General features: G+C 57.6%; 19 protein-coding genes and 1 tRNA gene. 3 read left to right on the top strand and 17 right to left on the bottom strand.

From position 1 onward, the window contains the following. Positions 1–279: 279 nt before the first annotated feature. The 4 genes from KGL31_02370 to KGL31_02355 all read right to left on the bottom strand — a co-directional run bounded on the left by KGL31_02370 (position 280) and on the right by KGL31_02355 (position 2,445). Positions 280–567: a BrnA antitoxin family protein gene (locus KGL31_02370; protein ID MDE2320750.1), complete on the bottom strand. Its 288-nt coding sequence runs from the start codon at positions 565–567 to the stop codon at positions 280–282. Beyond that, complete coding sequence (locus KGL31_02365) at positions 530–805, bottom strand: BrnT family toxin (GenBank protein MDE2320749.1); 276 nt, start codon at positions 803–805, stop codon at positions 530–532. The genes KGL31_02370 and KGL31_02365 overlap by 38 nt, the downstream gene beginning before the upstream one ends. Before the next feature lie 241 nt (positions 806–1,046). Further along, positions 1,047–2,021 (bottom strand): hypothetical protein, encoded by a 975-nt coding sequence (locus KGL31_02360; GenBank protein MDE2320748.1) that lies wholly within the window; start codon positions 2,019–2,021, stop codon positions 1,047–1,049. 127 nt (positions 2,022–2,148) lie between these two features. Beyond that, a complete protein-coding gene (locus tag KGL31_02355) occupies positions 2,149–2,445 on the bottom strand; it encodes a nucleotidyltransferase family protein (protein ID MDE2320747.1) in 297 nt (98 codons plus the stop codon). A gap of 428 nt (positions 2,446–2,873) precedes the next feature. On the opposite strand from KGL31_02355, the gene KGL31_02350 reads away from it, so the two are divergent. Further along, positions 2,874–4,139: a Glu/Leu/Phe/Val dehydrogenase gene (locus KGL31_02350; protein ID MDE2320746.1), complete on the top strand. Its 1,266-nt coding sequence runs from the start codon at positions 2,874–2,876 to the stop codon at positions 4,137–4,139. After that, on the top strand, positions 4,136–5,416 hold the full coding sequence (eno, locus tag KGL31_02345; GenBank protein ID MDE2320745.1) for a phosphopyruvate hydratase: 1,281 nt from the start codon (positions 4,136–4,138) through the stop codon (positions 5,414–5,416). Before KGL31_02350 ends, eno begins: the two co-directional genes overlap by 4 nt. A gap of 5 nt (positions 5,417–5,421) precedes the next feature. Here eno and KGL31_02340 read toward each other — a convergent pair whose 3' ends face one another. From KGL31_02340 to KGL31_02300, 9 genes are all read right to left on the bottom strand, one after another. Next, positions 5,422–5,865, bottom strand: coding sequence for a hypothetical protein (locus KGL31_02340; protein MDE2320744.1), 444 nt, complete (start codon positions 5,863–5,865; stop codon positions 5,422–5,424). 47 nt (positions 5,866–5,912) lie between these two features. Further along, the gene (gene thiL, locus KGL31_02335; GenBank protein MDE2320743.1) at positions 5,913–6,950 is read right to left on the bottom strand and encodes a thiamine-phosphate kinase; all 1,038 of its coding nucleotides are present in this window, start codon (positions 6,948–6,950) and stop codon (positions 5,913–5,915) included. Then, positions 6,947–7,915 (bottom strand): ribosomal RNA small subunit methyltransferase A, encoded by a 969-nt coding sequence (gene rsmA / locus KGL31_02330; protein ID MDE2320742.1) that lies wholly within the window; start codon positions 7,913–7,915, stop codon positions 6,947–6,949. Before rsmA ends, thiL begins: the two co-directional genes overlap by 4 nt. 80 nt (positions 7,916–7,995) lie before the next feature. After that, positions 7,996–8,922 carry an outer membrane protein assembly factor BamD gene (locus tag KGL31_02325; GenBank protein MDE2320741.1) on the bottom strand — a complete coding sequence of 309 codons (927 nt, stop codon included), beginning with the start codon at positions 8,920–8,922 and terminating at the stop codon, positions 7,996–7,998. A 154-nt stretch (positions 8,923–9,076) separates the two neighbouring features. Further along, positions 9,077–10,324 carry an ATP-dependent Clp protease ATP-binding subunit ClpX gene (gene clpX / locus KGL31_02320; GenBank protein MDE2320740.1) on the bottom strand — a complete coding sequence of 416 codons (1,248 nt, stop codon included), beginning with the start codon at positions 10,322–10,324 and terminating at the stop codon, positions 9,077–9,079. A 185-nt stretch (positions 10,325–10,509) separates the two neighbouring features. Then, positions 10,510–11,127, bottom strand: a complete 618-nt coding sequence (gene clpP / locus KGL31_02315; GenBank protein ID MDE2320739.1) for an ATP-dependent Clp endopeptidase proteolytic subunit ClpP — start codon at positions 11,125–11,127, stop codon at positions 10,510–10,512. A 27-nt stretch (positions 11,128–11,154) separates the two neighbouring features. Then, positions 11,155–12,450 carry a trigger factor gene (tig, locus tag KGL31_02310; GenBank protein ID MDE2320738.1) on the bottom strand — a complete coding sequence of 432 codons (1,296 nt, stop codon included), beginning with the start codon at positions 12,448–12,450 and terminating at the stop codon, positions 11,155–11,157. A 29-nt stretch (positions 12,451–12,479) separates the two neighbouring features. Next, positions 12,480–12,566, bottom strand: a tRNA-Leu gene (locus tag KGL31_02305). 53 nt (positions 12,567–12,619) lie between these two features. Next, on the bottom strand, positions 12,620–13,786 hold the full coding sequence (locus tag KGL31_02300) for an alanine racemase (GenBank protein ID MDE2320737.1): 1,167 nt from the start codon (positions 13,784–13,786) through the stop codon (positions 12,620–12,622). A 221-nt stretch (positions 13,787–14,007) separates the two neighbouring features. Between KGL31_02300 and msrB the strand changes: the two genes are divergently transcribed. After that, positions 14,008–14,403 carry a peptide-methionine (R)-S-oxide reductase MsrB gene (msrB, locus tag KGL31_02295; GenBank protein MDE2320736.1) on the top strand — a complete coding sequence of 132 codons (396 nt, stop codon included), beginning with the start codon at positions 14,008–14,010 and terminating at the stop codon, positions 14,401–14,403. Between the two features lie 45 nt (positions 14,404–14,448). Here the strand turns inward: msrB and KGL31_02290 are convergent, their stop codons facing one another. The 4 genes from KGL31_02290 to KGL31_02275 form a co-directional block, all read right to left on the bottom strand. Next, on the bottom strand, positions 14,449–14,844 hold the full coding sequence (locus KGL31_02290; protein MDE2320735.1) for an exosortase system-associated protein, TIGR04073 family: 396 nt from the start codon (positions 14,842–14,844) through the stop codon (positions 14,449–14,451). Between the two features lie 107 nt (positions 14,845–14,951). Next, entirely contained in the window at positions 14,952–15,290 is a 339-nt protein-coding gene (locus tag KGL31_02285) for a hypothetical protein (GenBank protein ID MDE2320734.1), read from the bottom strand. 45 nt (positions 15,291–15,335) lie between these two features. After that, entirely contained in the window at positions 15,336–16,112 is a 777-nt protein-coding gene (gene uppS / locus KGL31_02280) for a di-trans,poly-cis-decaprenylcistransferase (protein ID MDE2320733.1), read from the bottom strand. Between the two features lie 131 nt (positions 16,113–16,243). Then, on the bottom strand, positions 16,244–17,133 hold an 890-nt coding region (locus tag KGL31_02275), incomplete at its 5' end, for a site-2 protease family protein (protein MDE2320732.1).

Genomic DNA, 17,133 nt, shown 5'->3' with positions numbered 1-17,133 from the left:
TTTCACCTTGCCCTGGTTCATGGTTCGGACTACTCTTTTCATGAAGCGGCTCCTTTCTGTGTGGGGTACTCGGTTAGTGGACCTAACCGTCCTACCATAAGGGAGTCGCTTCGCTTGTTCAACTAAGAATGGCACACCTTCCTACCAGCGAAATGAGTGAGATGGGCTTCGACACCATGTCGATACCGGCCTTTAGGATCATGCTATGCGAAGGCTGTATTGTCGCCCCACAGCGAAGACTGTAAATAAGATTGTAGCAACCTTCATGAATAATGCGGGTTAAGCGCTTTTTCGTTGGTGTTCTTCCATGTACGCTCGCAACAGGGCATTGATTCGAGTTTGATAGCCTGGTCCTTTTTTCCTGTACCAGTCAAGCACGTCACTATCGATGCGTAGCGTCAGTTGTTCTTTACGCAACACTGGCTTTAAGCGCCGCCGGACAATTGCGCGAGCAAACATCTTGGGCGTTAATTCCGGCGTATCGGACAAATCTATTTCCGCATCCTTCAGCGCATCGACGCGCTTCCAATCAGTGTGCGATTTCTTTGTAATAGTTGATTGCTTCATTTTTTGTTGCCTTTCTCACAGAGATGATGCGGATGACATCATCCGTCTCGGTATGTGCGATGACGACCACACGCCCATTGAGCACGCCCACCGTCACACATCGTATTTCGCCATAATCAAACCGGTCATCGAGAATAGTGACAATCTCACCGGCAAATACTTCTTCGATTCCAATGAAGTCGATCCCGTGTTTCTCAATGTTGGATTGCCGTTTAGCCTCATTCCATTCATAGCGCATATTTGTGAGTGTAGTGACATCTTGTAGCTACGTCAAGCCTGACGTTCTCTTTAAGGTGACTGACGATCTATTACGCCAAATCCGAGAGACGGTCAAGCGCTTTTCGTGGCTTTTCGCGGCGAAGCAGGCGTCGGGGCTGGCTTTTCGAGGGAAAGCGTGGAAGCATTCAGCGATCCATTATGGTCAGGCAGCCGGAGCGGGAGTGAACGGTGAAAATGAGGTCTGACCCCATTTTCACCGTTCATAGAAGCGGGTCGAGGCCGCTTGCGATCCACGTGTCCTTCTCGTGCAGATCTGTATGGCCTGGCGCGCCACCATGCCCGTCATCGTAGGCACGATGATTGATTACGTTCGCAGCGTCCCCCAACGAACGCCCCTCGCCACGGCGGTTGGGCACTGTTCCCGCTGGTGTCTGCACGTGGTCGTGCGTCGAATACACGTTGTGGATTATTTCGATGTGGCGCACGTCAGGGGGATATTCGGTCCGAATCGGCGTTCCAAGTGTGATAAGTTTGCGGATCTTCAGGCCCATTCGGCTTGCGAGGAAACACACGTTGCCACCGTGGCTATGCGCGATTACATCGAGAGTCTGATTGCCTGCCCAGGTGACAAGAGTGCGAGCCGCTCGCACCCGCTCCATGTGATCATTCAAGCCGGACCACGCGAAGGCGCTTGGTCCGCCGCATAGGTTGGGTACCTTGCTGTTGATATAAGCCCAGAAGTTGCCCGTTCCCTGTTGCCACCAAGTCTGGTTGACTGCGTACGTGCCGTGAACGATTACTGTCGGGACCGCGCTAGGACCCCCTGTTGCTGACGGTGGCCCAGCGACCATAGGGGTCTGTTGAGACCAGGCTTGCAGGAAAGTGTTTACGGCCCCGAGTAGTTCTGGGAAGTGTTGCCACTGCTGTTCCAACCGACGCGTCCGATCGTCGAGCCTAGCGGCTGGCACCGAGGCTAAGGAATTCGCTACAATATACCGAGCGTAGTTGTGTGCGAATTGCTTGCTCCGCAGCAGAGCATTTAACGGGTATGCCGGCGATAGGAGCGACTGGACGTGTAACCCGACCAAGATGACATCTTCCAGATCGTTCCCAATCAACTGAGCCAAGAGTTCCGGCGGGACTTTAGTCGTATCTAATTCGGTAGCGCGCGAATTCTGTTCCAAGGTATCGGTGACGCGAGCCAGAAGGTCGCGCTGTCTGTCCGTGAGTTGCATATCTTCTCCTTATTTTGTCTAAGCCTTCTACAGGGTGAGTCATATGCTTGTGGGGAGCGCTAGCGGATCACCGGTCGGGTGCGTTATTGGTTCGACCCTCTTCTTCGATCAATCTTTCTACATCCGCTTATCCTCCATATACGTTCACCCTCTCTTTGAGAACCCTGCGGCAGAAATAGGGATTCCTGAGACCGCTGACCGTGAGCAGGTCAATCTTGCGCCCCAAGGTATCTTCGAGATAATGGAGCAGTCCGAAGAATCTCTTGGATGGGGGCAGATAGGGCTCCTCGAACTCAACGAGGAGATCGACATCGCTTCCAGCAGTTACCTCGCCGCGCGTGAGCGATCCGAAAAGGTCCAGCCTCTTTACTTTGAATTCTCTGCAAGTCGGCACTGCAACCCTCTTAATATCTTGCAAAGTCATCAGTGCATCCTCCGAATCGACCCAGGCGCCCTGTAATCGAACTGTGTGGAGCCGCTTTAGAGACCGATACAGGCCAACGGCCTACCCGATTCAGGACGTGCGTTGGGTCGCCATGAAGTACCGCAACATGTGACAAGGCGAACCTTTCCCCCTTTCACGAAACTATATGATGATCTGATGCCTTTTGGTGTCAAGTAGAAAGTGGAGCTTCAGGTAGTGACCGCATGTGTTTCATCTGGTCATAGAGCCTTGAGCGTGATAACATGCGAGCGGTTTCGATGCGCTGTTGTTGGTTAGTTTTTCAGAGATGGCTTTAAAGTTCCGTTCATGCTTCGACAGGCTTGCCCTGAGCATCCCAGCCGTATCCTTCGACACGCTCAGGACGAACGGCCGGGATGTCGAAGGACTCAGCACGAGAGGACATCAGGATGACGGCAAAGTTACAAGAAAATCAATATAGTATGCTGGAGGTGGCGCTGGCACAATTGGACGCGGTGGCAGGGCGACTTGCACTTGACCCGGGCATTCTCAAGCGGCTCCGGCAGCCCCAGCGGTCTCTCATCGTGGCGGTCCCGACCAGGATGGACGACGGACGACTCGAGGTCTTTACCGGCTTCCGAGTGCAGCATGACCTGACCCTGGGTCCGACAAAGGGCGGGATCCGTTATCATCCGGGTGTGGACCTCGATGAGGTAACGGCCCTGGCGATGCTGATGACCTGGAAGTGTGCACTGATCGGCCTTCCGTATGGAGGCGCAAAAGGAGGGATCTGCTGCGACGCTACTCGGATGTCGCAGGGTGAACTTGAACGGATGACGCGCCGCTATACCTCGGAGATCCTTCTCGTCATCGGCCCGGACCAGGATATCCCGGCCCCCGATCTGTATACGAATGAGCAGATCATGGCCTGGATGATGGATACCTACAGCATGCACCGGGGCATCACGACGCCAGGCGTAGTCACCGGTAAACCGCTGTTGCTGGGGGGGTCGCTGGGTCGCGCCGAGGCTACTGGCCGAGGTGTCTACTATGTTGTGAAGGCGGCGGCGAGGGAACATGACATGCCGTTGAAAGGAGCAAGGGTGGTGGTCCAGGGCTTCGGCAATGTCGGCGCCATCGCGGCCAGGCTGTTGTACGAAGAAGACTGCCGTGTGATTGCGGTAAGCGATAGCAAAGGCGGGATCTATAACGCAAACGGGCTTAACATTGCGAAGATATTGGTTGAGGATGCTGAGGGAGGCTCCGTCACCCAGCACCGTGATGGCGATCGGATTTCCAACGAGGAGATCCTTGAGCTCGACTGCGATATCCTGGTTCCTGCCGCGACCGAAGGACAAATCACCCGGAAGAACGCCGACCGTATACGAGCCCGGATCATTGCCGAGGGGGCCAACGGACCGACGACACCAGAGGCCGATCAGATCCTGGCGGCGAAAGGGACCGCCGTGATCCCCGACATCCTCGCCAACGCCGGCGGCGTGGCCGTCTCGTACTTCGAATGGGTGCAAGATTTGCAGCAGTATTTCTGGCACGAGCATCAGATCAACGAACGGTTATCCGAGGTGATAATCGCCGCGTTCCAACGGGTAGTGGCGTTATCCCGCAAAGAGCAGGTTGACCTTCGAACCGCCGCGCTGATGCTGGCGATCAAGAGGGTAGCTGACGGCAAGCGACTCAGGGGGTTGTATCCATGACGCGGATCGCGAGGCTCGTCGCGAGGGAGATTCTCGACTCCCGAGGCCACCCGACTGTAGAGGTGGACGCGGTGTTGGAGGACGGCTCCATCGGACGGGCGGCCGTGCCATCCGGCGCATCGACCGGCCGGCACGAGGCACTGGAGTTGAGGGATGGGGATCCAGCCCGCTACGCGGGGAAAGGGGTGCAACAGGCGATTCGCCATATCCACGACCTCATCGCCCCGGTCCTGGTGGGTAAACAGGCTGATGAGCAGGCGGCAATCGACCGGATGCTCATCACGCTCGATGGAACCGAGAACAAGGCCAAACTGGGCGCCAATGCGGTGTTGGGTGTCTCACTTGCCGTCGCGAAGGCCGCCGCAGCCGGTCGAGGTCTTCCGCTATACCGGTATCTGGGCGGTCCGGCAGCGACGACCCTTCCGGTCCCCCTGATGAACATTGTCAATGGCGGGGCGCACGCCGACAACAATGTCGATTTTCAAGAGTTTATGATCGTCCCTGTCGGCGCGCCTACCTTTGCTGACGCTATCCGGTTCGGAGCGGAGGTCTTCCATAAATTAGGCGGTGTTCTGGCTGGGAGAGGCTACAGCACTACGGTGGGTGATGAAGGCGGCTTCGCGCCACGCCTGCGCTCCAATGTCGAGGCGATCGAGCTGATCCTGGAGGCGATCGCAAAGGCCGGGTATCGGCCGGGTAGCGATATCGCGCTTGCGCTCGACCCGGCGGCGAGTGAGTTCTTCGACGGGGATAAGTATGTCTTCAAGAAATCCGACGGTTCAACCCGGGACGCTGAAGGGATGATTCGTTTCTACAGCGACTGGATCCGCCAGTATCCGATTGTTTCGATTGAGGACGGCTTGGCCGAGGATGATTGGCGGGGATGGAAGGAGCTCACCGCCGAGCTCGGGAAGCAGACGCAACTGGTGGGCGATGACCTCTTTGTTACGAACAGCCGGCGGCTGACCCGCGGGATCGATGAGGGCGTTGCCAACGCCATTCTCATCAAGCTTAACCAGGTCGGGACGCTTACTGAAACACTCCAGGCCATGGAGTTGGCGCGGTCTGCCGGGTACCGGAACGTCATCTCACATCGGTCGGGTGAGACCGAGGATACAACCATAGCCGACCTGGCAGTGGCGACGGGCGCCGGCCAGATCAAGTCCGGCTCCCTCAGTCGAACCGAACGGACCTGCAAGTACAATCAACTGCTCCGGATCGAGGAAGCGTTAGGACCGGACGCGGTCCTTGCAACTCCCTTTACCAAGACGCAGTAGCGTAGTCACGGCTGACGGCCCCGTGATGGTTCGCGTCCGCTGGCCGGTTCAGACTCGCTTGCCTGCAGCTCGGACGCAACGCTGAGACCGGCAACCTCCCGTACGCTCTCTTCGAACTCCTTCAACTTGGCCATCTCGACCTTGAGTTTGCTCAGTTGCTCGGCCTGCCCTTGCAGGAGCGAAGTCATCGCGCGGTTTTCTCGCTCTAAATATTTCACACGGGTCAGGTAATACTGGCCCCGAACCAGATTGAGCAGCGTCATGGTCGAGCCGACGGTCAGGCCCATCAGCATAATGCAGGAGAGGGCAATGGCGCGTCTCGAAAGGCAAAACTGCCGCATCAGGCCGCCTTCGGTAAAGGCCATGATCGTGACGACTCCTCTGAAGCCGGCGCTGATAATAGATCCCAGTACCCAAAGGCCGTGAAATATCCCCCTCCGCATCCGCATCTCTATCCCTCCCTGCTATCTTCAAGCTGATTGCTGATCGCTGACCGCTATTTACGCCGGAAATGATCGTAGCCTCCAGTGAGCGCAACTACGCTGCCATCTTGCCGTTCGAGCCGACATCCCTGACCTGCTTCTCCAACTTTTCCGATCGCTGTGGCAGTTACAGCATCAGGGAATATGGCAGCAATATCGGCAGGATCCCACGAAGAGGTAAAGAGCAATTCGAAATCTTCTCCGCCCTGCAGCGCCAGAGTGAGCGGCTCCTGGCTGAAGCGCTGCGCGATGACTGATGCCGTCGGGTCGATCGGAATCCAATCCTCTCTGATCGTTGCCGAGACCCCGCTCTCTCGGCATAGATGTGTCAGGTCCGATGCCAGCCCATCGCTCAGGTCAATCATTGCTGACGCGGCTCCAGCCTGCGCGAGAACCCGTCCCTCCCGGACCCTTGGAATAGGGCAGAGATGTCGTTCGATGGCCTGCCTGATAGCCTCACGGAGAGATTCGGAGATCTCAAACGACGTCTCGATCTGATCGTCCAGAAGGCGACAGCCGGCCCTGAGCGCCGCGAGACCTGCCGCCGCCGCGCCCAACCGGCCCGTAATCCAGATCCGTTCCCCCGGTTTCGCCCCGGAACGTGTGACGGCCTTCCCCGCCTCGACTTCCCCTATCAGGGTCACGGCGATCATGAGAGTAGAAGAAGCGGAAAGATCACCGCCGATCACCTCAACCGCAAACCGCGCGCCTTCCTCTCGGAGGCCGCGATAGAGCTCATCGACAAACTCGATCTCTTCATCAGGCGGGATTGCCAGCGTAACCAGCGCGGCGCGCGGCAGACCCCCCATGGCGGCAATATCGCTCAGATTGACTCCCATCGCCTTACGCCCGAGACGAAAAGGCGTGATGGTCTGCGGTGTGAAATCGACCCCATCAACGAGCAGGTCGGTCGTGAGCAGAAGATCTTTACCTGCTGTGGGCCGCAACGCGGCGCAGTCGTCACCGATTCCAAGAAGGGCATCATGCGGCCTGGGTAGAAGGTTCCTGATCCGTTCGATCAGCGCAAACTCCCCGACGGTCGAAATTCTCATCTGTCATCGTCAGCCCCCTCACCTTGATCCTCTCCCCCACTGGGAGAGAGGGGGGTATGGGGGTGGGTGGGCAGTAACATTCCCATCGCATACAGATGATCGGCCAGCCTGGCGAATTCATCAAGGCTCATGGTCTCGCCGCGGCGCTTCGGATCGATGTCCACATCTATCAGGGTCCGCTCCAGTGCTGTGGGCTCCGCCATGATGCCGGCGTGCAGCAATGCATTGCGCAGCATCTTCCTGCGCTGCCCGAACGCAGCCCGCACGATGCGAAACAGCAATTCAGGGGATTGCACCGCCACCCTGGGTTCGGGCAGCAGGTCGAGGCGAACCAGGGTGGAATCCACGGCGGGCCTGGGGTAGAAGGCTGCCCTTGAAACGTGCGCCACTGCTGAGGCATTCGCCTCGTAGCGACAACGGAGTGTCAAGGCACTGTACCCCTCTCCGCCGGGGGCCGCCAAGAGCCGCTGTGCCACCTCTCGTTGCACCATCACCAGGAGAAAGGAAAAGCACTGTCGCAGCCGGATCAACTGAAGGATCAGAGGAGTGGCCACCGAATACGGGAGGTTTGAAACCAGCTTGGCCTGTTTATGCGCTGGAAACATTTCACCGAGAACGCGTACGTAATCGAAGCTGAGTGCGTCATCGCAGATTAATGAAACCGTAGGGCGATCTCCGAGGCGCTCTGCCAGCAGTCGATGGAGCCCCGGATCCCGCTCAATGGCTATCAGCCGGCCCGCCCGTTCAGCCAGACCCTCGGTCAGGACACCCGTACCTGGGCCGATCTCCACCACAAGATCATCCGAGCCTACCTCTGCCGCGCGAAGGATCAAATCGCGAATCGCCGGGGAGACGAGGAAACTTTGCCCGAGACCTCGTTTCGGCAGCAGATGGTATTGACGGAGCAGCGCACGGGTCTCGTGTCCAAGCGATGGCGGCCGATTCGAGTGGCTAGTCCCGCGCATTCACTGAAGCGTCATGCGCGCGTTCTCATCACGAGCAGGCGCATGACTCATACGTACACGGCGGCATCTGCTGTGACATCCTAGGGGATGGTGGGTTGCCAGACCGAATTGTCCACGATAGCGTCCTTCAGCTCTGAAAGAGCATCGGACATCGAGGTGAACGCGTCACTCAGAAAATTAGGGGAGGGTTTACGGCTCCGCTGAGCCTGGACGAAGGCAACGCCGATCCGTTTCGCGGCCAGCGGCGTCATATCAGAATCCGGAAACTCCGTAATGAGGCGCTGGAAGGAAGCCTTGGCCGGCCCTTTCTGCTCCAGTTCCCAGAGCGACTCCCCAAGATAGTACAGGGCCTGATCGTCGTATTCGGAGCCATGGTACTCCTTCAGAATCGACTCGAACCGCGGGATGGCGGCGCCATACGCCTCACGGTTAAAGTAAAACTTGCCGACGTACAGCTCTCTCTGAACCAGTTGCCGAAGACACTCCGCCAATTTGACCTGCGCGTCCGGCACATACTGAGAGTTACGGAATTCGCTGACCAGGGTCCGAAACTCCCCCACCGCCTTCTTGGTCATACTCTGATCACGGTCCGCCTTCTCTATCTGGCGAAAGTATGAAAGTCCGGTATAATACTGAGCTTCATCAAGCTGCTCATGTTGCGGAAACAGTTCGATAAACCGTTGATACTCGGCGCGCGCCTCATCGTACCTCTTTTCATCGAAGTAGGCACGACCTACGCTCAGGCGGGCGGCTGGGATCAATTCGCTTTCAGGAAATTGGTTAATCAGGCGCTGCAGATTTTTACGCCCCTCATCATACTTCTTCAGGGCGAAGGCCGCCTCAGCCCGGCTCATCAACTCCTGGTCTGAGCCGGCAGGCACCTCGATCGGCTTTGATGAAAAAAGATCGAACGCCGAAAAGAAATCGGACGTCGCGCAGCCCGAGGTCAAGAGGAGGAGCATCGCGCAGCCTGCCAGAAGCAGTTGGCGCCGCATATAGGACCTCATATTGAGCACCTCCGAGCAGTTCAAGAAAAACTCGCCCCCATCCGTATGAAGCAGAGAAAAGAGTGCCGAGGAGCGATCGGATTGAGGATAGCGGATTGCCGAAGAAGGAAATAAGGGCAGGAAAGGTGCCGGCAATCCGCAATAGGTTTGGCGATCAGGCTGATTCGGCCTTCTTCTTATAGAGGATGATGGGTGATTTCCGATCGATCACGGTCTCACGGTTGATGATGCACTCCGCAATCCCTGACTGTGAGGGGACCTCATACATGATGTCCAGCATGATCTCTTCAAGGATCGCTCGAAGGCCGCGGGCCCCGGTTTGCCGCTTTGCCGCCTCCTGAGCCACAGCGCCGATCGCGTCGTCGGTAAAGGTCAATTTTACGTGTTCAAAGTCGAAGAACCTCTGATATTGTCGCAACAAGGCGTTCTTCGGTTCTACAAGGATCCGCACCAGCGCTTTTTCGTCAAGCTCGTGTACGACCGCCATGACCGGCAGTCGCCCCACCAACTCAGGAATCAGACCATACCGAAGCAGGTCTTCCGGTTGCGCATTGGCCAGCAGCTCGCTGATCCGCCTTCCTCGCCTTGCCTGGATCTCGGCGCCGAATCCCATCGACTTCTGGCCGGTCCGATGTTCGATGACCTTCTCCAGCCCGACGAATGCCCCGCCGCAGACAAACAGGATATTCGTCGTGTCAACCTGCAAATACTCCTGCTGGGGATGCTTCCGCCCGCCCTGCGGCGGGACATTGGCCACGGTGCCCTCCAGGATCTTCAGGAGAGCCTGTTGGACGCCCTCCCCGGAGACATCCCGCGTGATGGAGGGATTTTCAGACTTGCGCGCGATCTTATCGATCTCGTCGATGTAGATGATTCCTCGCTCTGCCCGCTCCACATCGTAGTCTGCGACCTGCAACAGTCGAAGGATGATGTTCTCCACATCCTCCCCGACATATCCCGCCTCGGTGAGGGTAGTGGCATCGGCGATGGTGAACGGCACGTCCAGGATCTTGGCCAGGGTTTGCGCCAGCAGCGTCTTGCCACATCCGGTTGGACCGATGAGAAGAATATTTGACTTGGTCAGTTCGACGTCGTCAAAGGTCATCCGGGCGTTAACCCGCTTATAGTGGTTGTGGACGGCGACCGCCAGGCTCTTCTTGGCCCGGTCCTGACCGATGACATACTGGTCCAGGATCGATTTAATCTCGGAGGGTTTGGGGAGTTCACCTAAACTCTTACCCTTTTCCTCCTCCCATTCCTCCGCGATGATGTCGTTGCAGAGCTCGATACACTCGTCGCAGATGTAGACCGTGGGACCGGCGATCAGTTTCCGGACGTCATCTTGACTTTTTCCGCAAAAGGAGCAGGTGAGCTTTCCTCCGCCTTTAACAGCCTTGGCCATCTACTTCCCCCTAACCGCTCCAGGCTTCGATCTTGAAGCGCCGCGTGAAAGGCCTACCACGCTATCTGGAACATGACACTGTTCATTGACCTGGATACTGGAACGATATTTCTTATCACAGTTGTCGACGCGATGGTGTTCGACGCCCATTCGGACGAGTTGGTTCAACGTTTCGACAATACAATCTATTGCGCCGGGACTGGGGCCGATAATGGAAGGCCCTCGCGCGAGTAGATCACCTCGTCAATCAGGCCGTATTCCTTCGCCTCTCCAGGCGACATGAAAAAGTCGCGGTCGCTGTCTTTCTCGATCCGCTCGAGCGGCTGGCCGGTGTGGTTGGCAATGATCCGGTCCAGTTCCTGCCGCATCCGAAGGATCTCTTTCGCCTGAATCTGAATGTCGGATGCCTGCCCCTGGGCCCCCCCGTAAGGCTGGTGGATCATGATCCGCGCGTGGGGGAGGGCATAGCGCTTCCCTTTGGCGCCGGCCGCCAGCAGGAGCGCGGCGCCACTCGCCGCTTGCCCCATGCAGATCGTCTCAATGGCCGGCTTGATATACTGCATGGTGTCATAGATAGCTAGGGACGCCGTCACCGATCCGCCCGGTGAGTTGATATAGAGATGGATATCTTTGTCGGGGTCTTCGGCTTCCAGGAAGAGGAGCTGGGCGATTATCAGATTTGACTCCGCGTCATCGATCGGGGTACCGATGAACAGGATCCGATCCTTCAGGAGGCGAGAAAAGATATCGTAGGCGCGCTCGCCTCGGCTGGTCTGCTCAACAACCATTGGAATCAGTTGCATAGCGTGCTGCTCCCTTTTACGTAGCGCTCAGGCGAGGGTTACGAGATTGACCCCTTCCACCACATTGGCCCGCTCGTACAGAAGATCGAGCGCCTTCCGCTCCAGTAATTGCATTTGAATGGTCTCAATTCGCCCCTCCCGCTGCAACATGGCGTGGAAGGCCTCCGGTTTCTGATTTAAGGCGGCGGCGGTTGATTCCACCTCTGTATTCAATTCCTCTTCCGATACGACAAGCCCTTCCTGCTTCGCCACGGATTCCAACAGAAGAGAGTTTTGTACACGTTTGGAGGCCAGTTCTCTCGCCTTGGTCCGCATTGTCTCTTGTTCGGCTTGAGCGGGGGCCGCCCTGTGCCCGCCGGCGCTCCGCTTCAGATCGGCGAGGATCGCCTCGACCTCCGCATCCACCAGCGACTCTGGAGGATCAAAGGGATGAACAGCCCGCAACTTCTCCAGGATCTGGCTCTTCAGGCGCGCCACCTGCTCCCGCTCCTTGTGCGCCAGCAGATCCTGCTTGACCTTCTCCTTTAGCGCCTGGATATCCTCGCACCCACCAACTGATTTGGCGAAATCATCATCCAGTGACGGTACCCGTTTTTTCTTGACCTCTTTGACGGTGACCCTGAAGAGTACCCGCTTTCCAGCCAGCTCCCGTCGCCCGTAATCGGTCGGGAATTCCAGGGAGAACTCCTTAATCTCGGCTTTCTTGAGGCCATGGAGTTGGGTCTCAAACTCGGGGATGAACTGGTGGACGCCGAGAAGGATGGAGGTGTTCCGGCCACTTACGCCCTTGAGCGGTTTACCGCCGACAAAGCCTTCGTAGTCTATCACCAGGAGATCTTCCTGCAGCGCGGGCCAGCCTTCCATCGGTACGTACTCTGCTGCTCGCTCCCGAAGGTGCTCCAGGGCTTGATCGACCTCTGAGTCCGTTGCCTCGATCTTCTCCTTGTAGACCTCAATCCCCGCATAGCCGGAGAGCTGCAATGCCGGCTTCACGTCAAAGGTAGCACGGTAGCTGAGCGGCTTCCCCTCCTCGCAGACTATCTCCTCCAGCATCGGCTCGCTTATCGGGTCCAGATTGGACTCCTTAAGCGCCTGATTATAGCTTTCCGGGATTAGCTCCTTGAGGGCCTCCTGCCTGGCCTCATCCTTGAACCGCGAGCGCAGCAGATCTCGCGGGATCTTACCTGGACGGAAGCCTGGCAGGCGAGCCTTCTTAGCCAGGTGCAGATATGCCGTTTCCAGCTTCTCCGAGAGGCTTTGAGCCGGCAATTCGACTCGAAGCGCGCGTTTGGTGCTGTTGATCTCTTCGATGTCTACTTTCATGAGTATCCCGGAATCAGACGCCGAATTCATGGTGCGAGAGGGGGGACTTGAACCCCCATCCGCCAAAAGCGGACTGGATCCTAAGTCCAGCGCGTCTGCCATTCCGCCACTCTCGCGTGAGTCTCGGAGCAGGAACCAAGAAAACTATACCATACGGTCAAGCCCCTGTCTACAACACTGCTTCCTTACGAACAATCCTCGGCAGGCGCGGGGAAAGGACAGTGAGGATCTCATACGGGATAGTCCCCAGTCGCTCCGCCCATTCTGCAACAGCGATGCACTCCTCGCCGTCCCGCCCAAGCAGCGTGGCGACCTCTCCCTCGAACGCCTCCGGCACGTCGGTGACATCGATCAGGCATTGGTCCATCGTGATCGTTCCCACCTGCCGAGTCCGCCGACCGCGAACCAGGAAGTCGATCCTGTTTGAGAGGGCGCGGGAGATACCATCGCCATAGCCGATAGACACTGTGGCCAGTCGCGTCCGGCGCCCTGTTCGAAAAGTATGACCGTAACTGACCCCGGTCCCTGGCGGAACCGTCTTGATAAAGATGATCCTTGCTTTGAGAGAGAGGGCCGGATGAAGGGCCACCACTGCCTGAAAATGAGAGTCCGGGTACAGACCATACTGAGCCAATCCGATCCGGACCAGATCGAAGTGGGTGTCGGGGAACATCAAGGTAGCGGCAGAATTAGCCAGATGGACCAATGGAGGCCGGATTCCGTGCCGCCGTAGCGTATCCACCAAGTCGGCGAACCGTTCAAACTGCTCCCGGGTTGTCGTGGGATCGACGGCGTCTGCCGTGGCGAAGTGGCTGTACAGGCTGGCAACCGTCACATTAGGGAGGACCCTGATCGCGCTCAAGAGCTCCTGAGCCTCCTGCCACGCGACTCCCAAGCGGGACATGCCGGTATCGACCTTCAGGTGAATCTGGATCGCTCCCAGACCCGCCTCCGAAAAGCGACGAGCTTGGTCGAAACTACAGACGGTCGGCTGCAGCCGATGCTCGACAACTGTTTCTATCTCCTCTTTGCAGATCGTGGGGCCGAAGAGGAGAATTGGCGCTTCGATCCCCGCCCCTCTTAAGTAGATTCCTTCTTCAACCGTGGCCACCGCAAGCCACGAGGCGCCGGCTGATAGCGCGGTTCGAGCGATCGCAATAGCGCCATGGCCATAGCCATCAGCCTTGACGACCGACATGAGCTGAGTTGACGGTTTCAGGAGTTGTTGGATAGCTGCTACATTGTGGCGGATCGCCCCGAGATCGACCTCTACCCAGGCGCGGTGTGTGGAGGACACCCGACAGGCTGACGACAAGAAACCTTCATCCATCCCCATGCAGTTGTTACCCTCAACGGTGAAAGCCAGACGGCCCATGTCAGCTTTCTGGCTATCACACCCCAATCGAAAGGTCAAGCTCGCTCTGAATCCAAAAAACCGTCATCATGTGGTAAGCTCCAAACCCCCAAGAGATGAAAATCGGTCTTTAAGAGTATACTGTGTCGGGCAGCGTACAGAGAAAGAAGGAAGTAAGACCATATAATGACGAGGCTTCAAGAATGCAGGACAAGCTACCCAAAACCGATGAGGAATGGAAGCGGCAACTCACGCCGGAGCAGTTTTACGTCTGTCGGCGAAAGGGGACTGAACGACCGTTTTCAGGTGAATACCACGACTGCAAAGAAGATGGAATCTACCAGTGCGTCTGCTGCGGGAATGAATTGTTCGGCTCCGAGACAAAGTTCGACTCGGGGACCGGGTGGCCCAGCTTCTGGGCTCCTCTTGCGCCCGAGCAGATCAACACTGCAGATGACACCAGTCTGCTAATACGGCGCACTGAGGTGCGCTGTAGCCGGTGCGAGGCGCACTTGGGCCACGTCTTTGCTGACGGTCCACCGCCAACACATCTGCGCTACTGCATCAATTCTGTCGCGTTGAGACTGATCAAGAGATAGTGTTGCGTGAATGCGGTTCACGTAAGGCGCTCAGCAGCGCCCTTGCTACGAATGGCCCTCCTGCGGGCGCGCGATGAGCGCGGGTGATACCACCGTCCGCCCCGGTTCAAAAGGATAGCGTGGGCTTAAGAGCGGTTTATAATCAGCCGGGAACGGGAATGGGAACGTAACCAGTTCGTACGCCCCAGCGCCCATCCGCATCAGTCCCAGACCAAAACCGGAAAGGAATCCTGCGGGGATCCCCCAAAGCGGACCCTGCTCTCGCGCCTCATAGCAGATCATCTTCGGCCATTCGACGAATAGCCCAAGGGTCAGGTTGGCGGCACCCCTCAAAGCCTTCTGGCCCGGCGAGGAGCTGGCGAGTTCCCCGGCCACGGCTTGGGTGGCAAAGACCACAGATATCATAAGCGCAAGCACAACGACCCGCGAGGTCATCTTCATTGGCACCTCCAATAGGTTCGGGGAGCCGCCTTGCCGCCTCCGAAGCACATTGGGCAGCCACCCCATGGATTGATAACAACGACGAGCGACGATGGACAAGCTGCCGTCTACTTCTGCTGTTCTGATTCTTTCACGAGTTGCTTGACCTGCTGAGGCGAGACATAAAATCGCCCGCCGCAGGTCTGGTTGGTCCCGGCCACCAACTCTTCTCGAACGATCTCGCTGGTCCCCATGGTAAGTCCGTAGACTGCTCCGCCTAGCGCCACCGTCGCAGCGCACGTAACAAGCTTGAGCGGCAGCGTGATGACGGTAGCAATTACACTGACCGCGCCGGCGGACACATCCGCCCCGACGGTGGTCTCCTCAGCCCCCGCCCGGGAGGCCACGGCCATCTGCGCCAAGAGACACAGCACCAGGGCCACTGCCAGTCGTCTGAAAGACGTCATACTATTGCCCTCCTGACTCCCAAGACATCGGAGTCCGCTCTTCATTCATACACCAAACCGGCGCTCGCGCTGCTGAAAACTTCGAATGGCCCGGAGGAAGTCGATCTTTCTGAACACCGGCCAATAGGCGTCACAAAAGTAATACTCGCTGTACGCGCTCTGCCAGAGCAGGAACCCGCTCAGTCGAACCTCGCCGCTGGTCCGGATGATGAGATCAGGATCGGGCAAATCGTATGTATAGAGATACTTGCCGATCTCGTCGATGGAGATCTCATCGATGATTTTCTCCAGCGGGATCCTTCTCGCGGTTTTGTCCCTGAGCATGGTCGCGATGGCATCTGCGATCTCCTGTCGCCCCCCATACCCCACGGCAACATTCAAGTAAAAGGCGTCGTAGTCTCGCGTCGCGTCCTCGGCCTCCTGAATCGCCTTCACCGTGGACTGGGGAAGGAGTTCCATCTTGCCGATAGCCCTGATCCGCATCCGCTTCCGATGCACCTTGGGATCCCGGGCAATGTCGTGCATCTTTTTCTCGATCAGCGCCAGGAGACCGTCCACCTCCTCCTGACTTCGAGACACATTTTCTGTGGAAAAGATCCACACGGTCACCATCCTGATCGCAAGCTCCTCGCACCAATTCAGGACCTCTTCCAGCTTCTCCGCCCCCCTCCGGTGTCCCTCAAGGAGGGTGGAATACCCGCGCTCTCTCGCGTATCTCCGATTGCCGTCAAGGATCAAACCGATGTGCCGGGGCAGCTCTCCGCCTCGAACCTCCTGACACAGTCGCCCCTCGTACAGACGATACAGCAGATGCTTGAACATTCCGTGTCGTTCCTTCGTCACTGAAACCAAACCGATCGCTTCTTCAATTCCCGAATCGTCGGGCCTCCCCTGGCAGCCACGCGACTGCGATCGACCGCAGAAGATACGTGCGCGTAAAGTTGATGAGGGGCTTACGACTCCAAGAAATTAAAGGGAGATGGTGTGATCACGCTCAGCAAAATCAACAGCGACGCAAAGCCCACCAGCCTCCTACGTTCATCCAGTCGGGTCACATCATCCAGGGGAGGAGGATGTTTCAGTCCCAAGATCAGGGAGAGCGACGCCCAAAACAGCCATCCCGGCCAGTATGCGATGCCCATACCGATCAGCACGATCAGAGCGAAGATCGCCACCCTCCGGTGATGCCTACCCACCAGCGCATACGCAATGTGGCCGCCATCCAGTTGACCGATCGGGAGCAGATTCAGCGCCGTCACGAACAGACCGATCCAGCCGGCGAAAGCTACCGGGTGCAACAGCACGTCGCCTCCCTCTGGTATCGGTCCCAGCGTCAACCACTGCAGGAGCGAAAACATGAGCGGTGTTCCCAGCTCGATGCCGGTATGTCCCGCCGAGCCTGCTGTGATCAGCTTCGACCAGTGCAGACCCACAACGATAGCCGGCAGTGCCACGCACAGCCCTGCCAGCGGTCCTGCGATCCCGACGTCGAAGAGCGCCCTGCGATCTGTAACCGGCGACTTCATCTTGATGAACGCCCCAAAGGTCCCGAGCCCAACCGGAGCGGGAATGAAATAGGGGAGCGTGACCGTGATGCCATAGCGTCGAGCGGTGAAGTAGTGCCCGAGTTCATGAATACCAAGGATCGAAAGAAGCGTAATGGCGAAAGGGAGTCCCTGCGCCAGCGACCAGGGATCCGCGAAAGGATTGGCGCCGCGATTAACGGCTCCCGCGAACACAGTGGTAGCAAGGGTAGCCAGTAAGAGGACGACGTTCACCCACGGGCCTGTACGAATCGAACGAGTTGCGGGCCTGACTCGAAGAATTGTCAGTTCCTCCTCGC

Source organism: Candidatus Methylomirabilota bacterium, from assembly GCA_028870115.1.
GTDB lineage: Bacteria > Methylomirabilota > Methylomirabilia > Methylomirabilales > Methylomirabilaceae > Methylomirabilis.
The sequence above is the reverse complement of the archived record's forward strand: the minus strand, read 5'-3'. Positions and strand labels throughout refer to the sequence as shown.

Coding starts and splice junctions, on each gene's coding strand:
- KGL31_02360 (MDE2320748.1), bottom strand. CDS start 2,021: ATGCAACTCACGGACAGACAGCGCGACCTTCTGGCTCGCGTCACCGAT.
- eno (MDE2320745.1), top strand. CDS start 4,136: ATGACGCGGATCGCGAGGCTCGTCGCGAGGGAGATTCTCGACTCCCGA.
- thiL (MDE2320743.1), bottom strand. CDS start 6,950: ATGAGAATTTCGACCGTCGGGGAGTTTGCGCTGATCGAACGGATCAGG.
- KGL31_02325 (MDE2320741.1), bottom strand. CDS start 8,922: ATGAGGTCCTATATGCGGCGCCAACTGCTTCTGGCAGGCTGCGCGATG.
- KGL31_02355 (MDE2320747.1), bottom strand. CDS start 2,445: ATGACTTTGCAAGATATTAAGAGGGTTGCAGTGCCGACTTGCAGAGAA.
- KGL31_02285 (MDE2320734.1), bottom strand. CDS start 15,290: ATGACGTCTTTCAGACGACTGGCAGTGGCCCTGGTGCTGTGTCTCTTG.
- rsmA (MDE2320742.1), bottom strand. CDS start 7,915: ATGCGCGGGACTAGCCACTCGAATCGGCCGCCATCGCTTGGACACGAG.
- tig (MDE2320738.1), bottom strand. CDS start 12,450: ATGAAAGTAGACATCGAAGAGATCAACAGCACCAAACGCGCGCTTCGA.
- KGL31_02290 (MDE2320735.1), bottom strand. CDS start 14,844: ATGAAGATGACCTCGCGGGTCGTTGTGCTTGCGCTTATGATATCTGTG.
- uppS (MDE2320733.1), bottom strand. CDS start 16,112: ATGTTCAAGCATCTGCTGTATCGTCTGTACGAGGGGCGACTGTGTCAG.
- KGL31_02370 (MDE2320750.1), bottom strand. CDS start 567: ATGAAGCAATCAACTATTACAAAGAAATCGCACACTGATTGGAAGCGC.
- clpX (MDE2320740.1), bottom strand. CDS start 10,324: ATGGCCAAGGCTGTTAAAGGCGGAGGAAAGCTCACCTGCTCCTTTTGC.
- msrB (MDE2320736.1), top strand. CDS start 14,008: ATGCAGGACAAGCTACCCAAAACCGATGAGGAATGGAAGCGGCAACTC.
- KGL31_02300 (MDE2320737.1), bottom strand. CDS start 13,786: ATGGGGATGGATGAAGGTTTCTTGTCGTCAGCCTGTCGGGTGTCCTCC.
- KGL31_02340 (MDE2320744.1), bottom strand. CDS start 5,865: ATGCGGATGCGGAGGGGGATATTTCACGGCCTTTGGGTACTGGGATCT.
- KGL31_02350 (MDE2320746.1), top strand. CDS start 2,874: ATGACGGCAAAGTTACAAGAAAATCAATATAGTATGCTGGAGGTGGCG.
- clpP (MDE2320739.1), bottom strand. CDS start 11,127: ATGCAACTGATTCCAATGGTTGTTGAGCAGACCAGCCGAGGCGAGCGC.
- KGL31_02365 (MDE2320749.1), bottom strand. CDS start 805: ATGCGCTATGAATGGAATGAGGCTAAACGGCAATCCAACATTGAGAAA.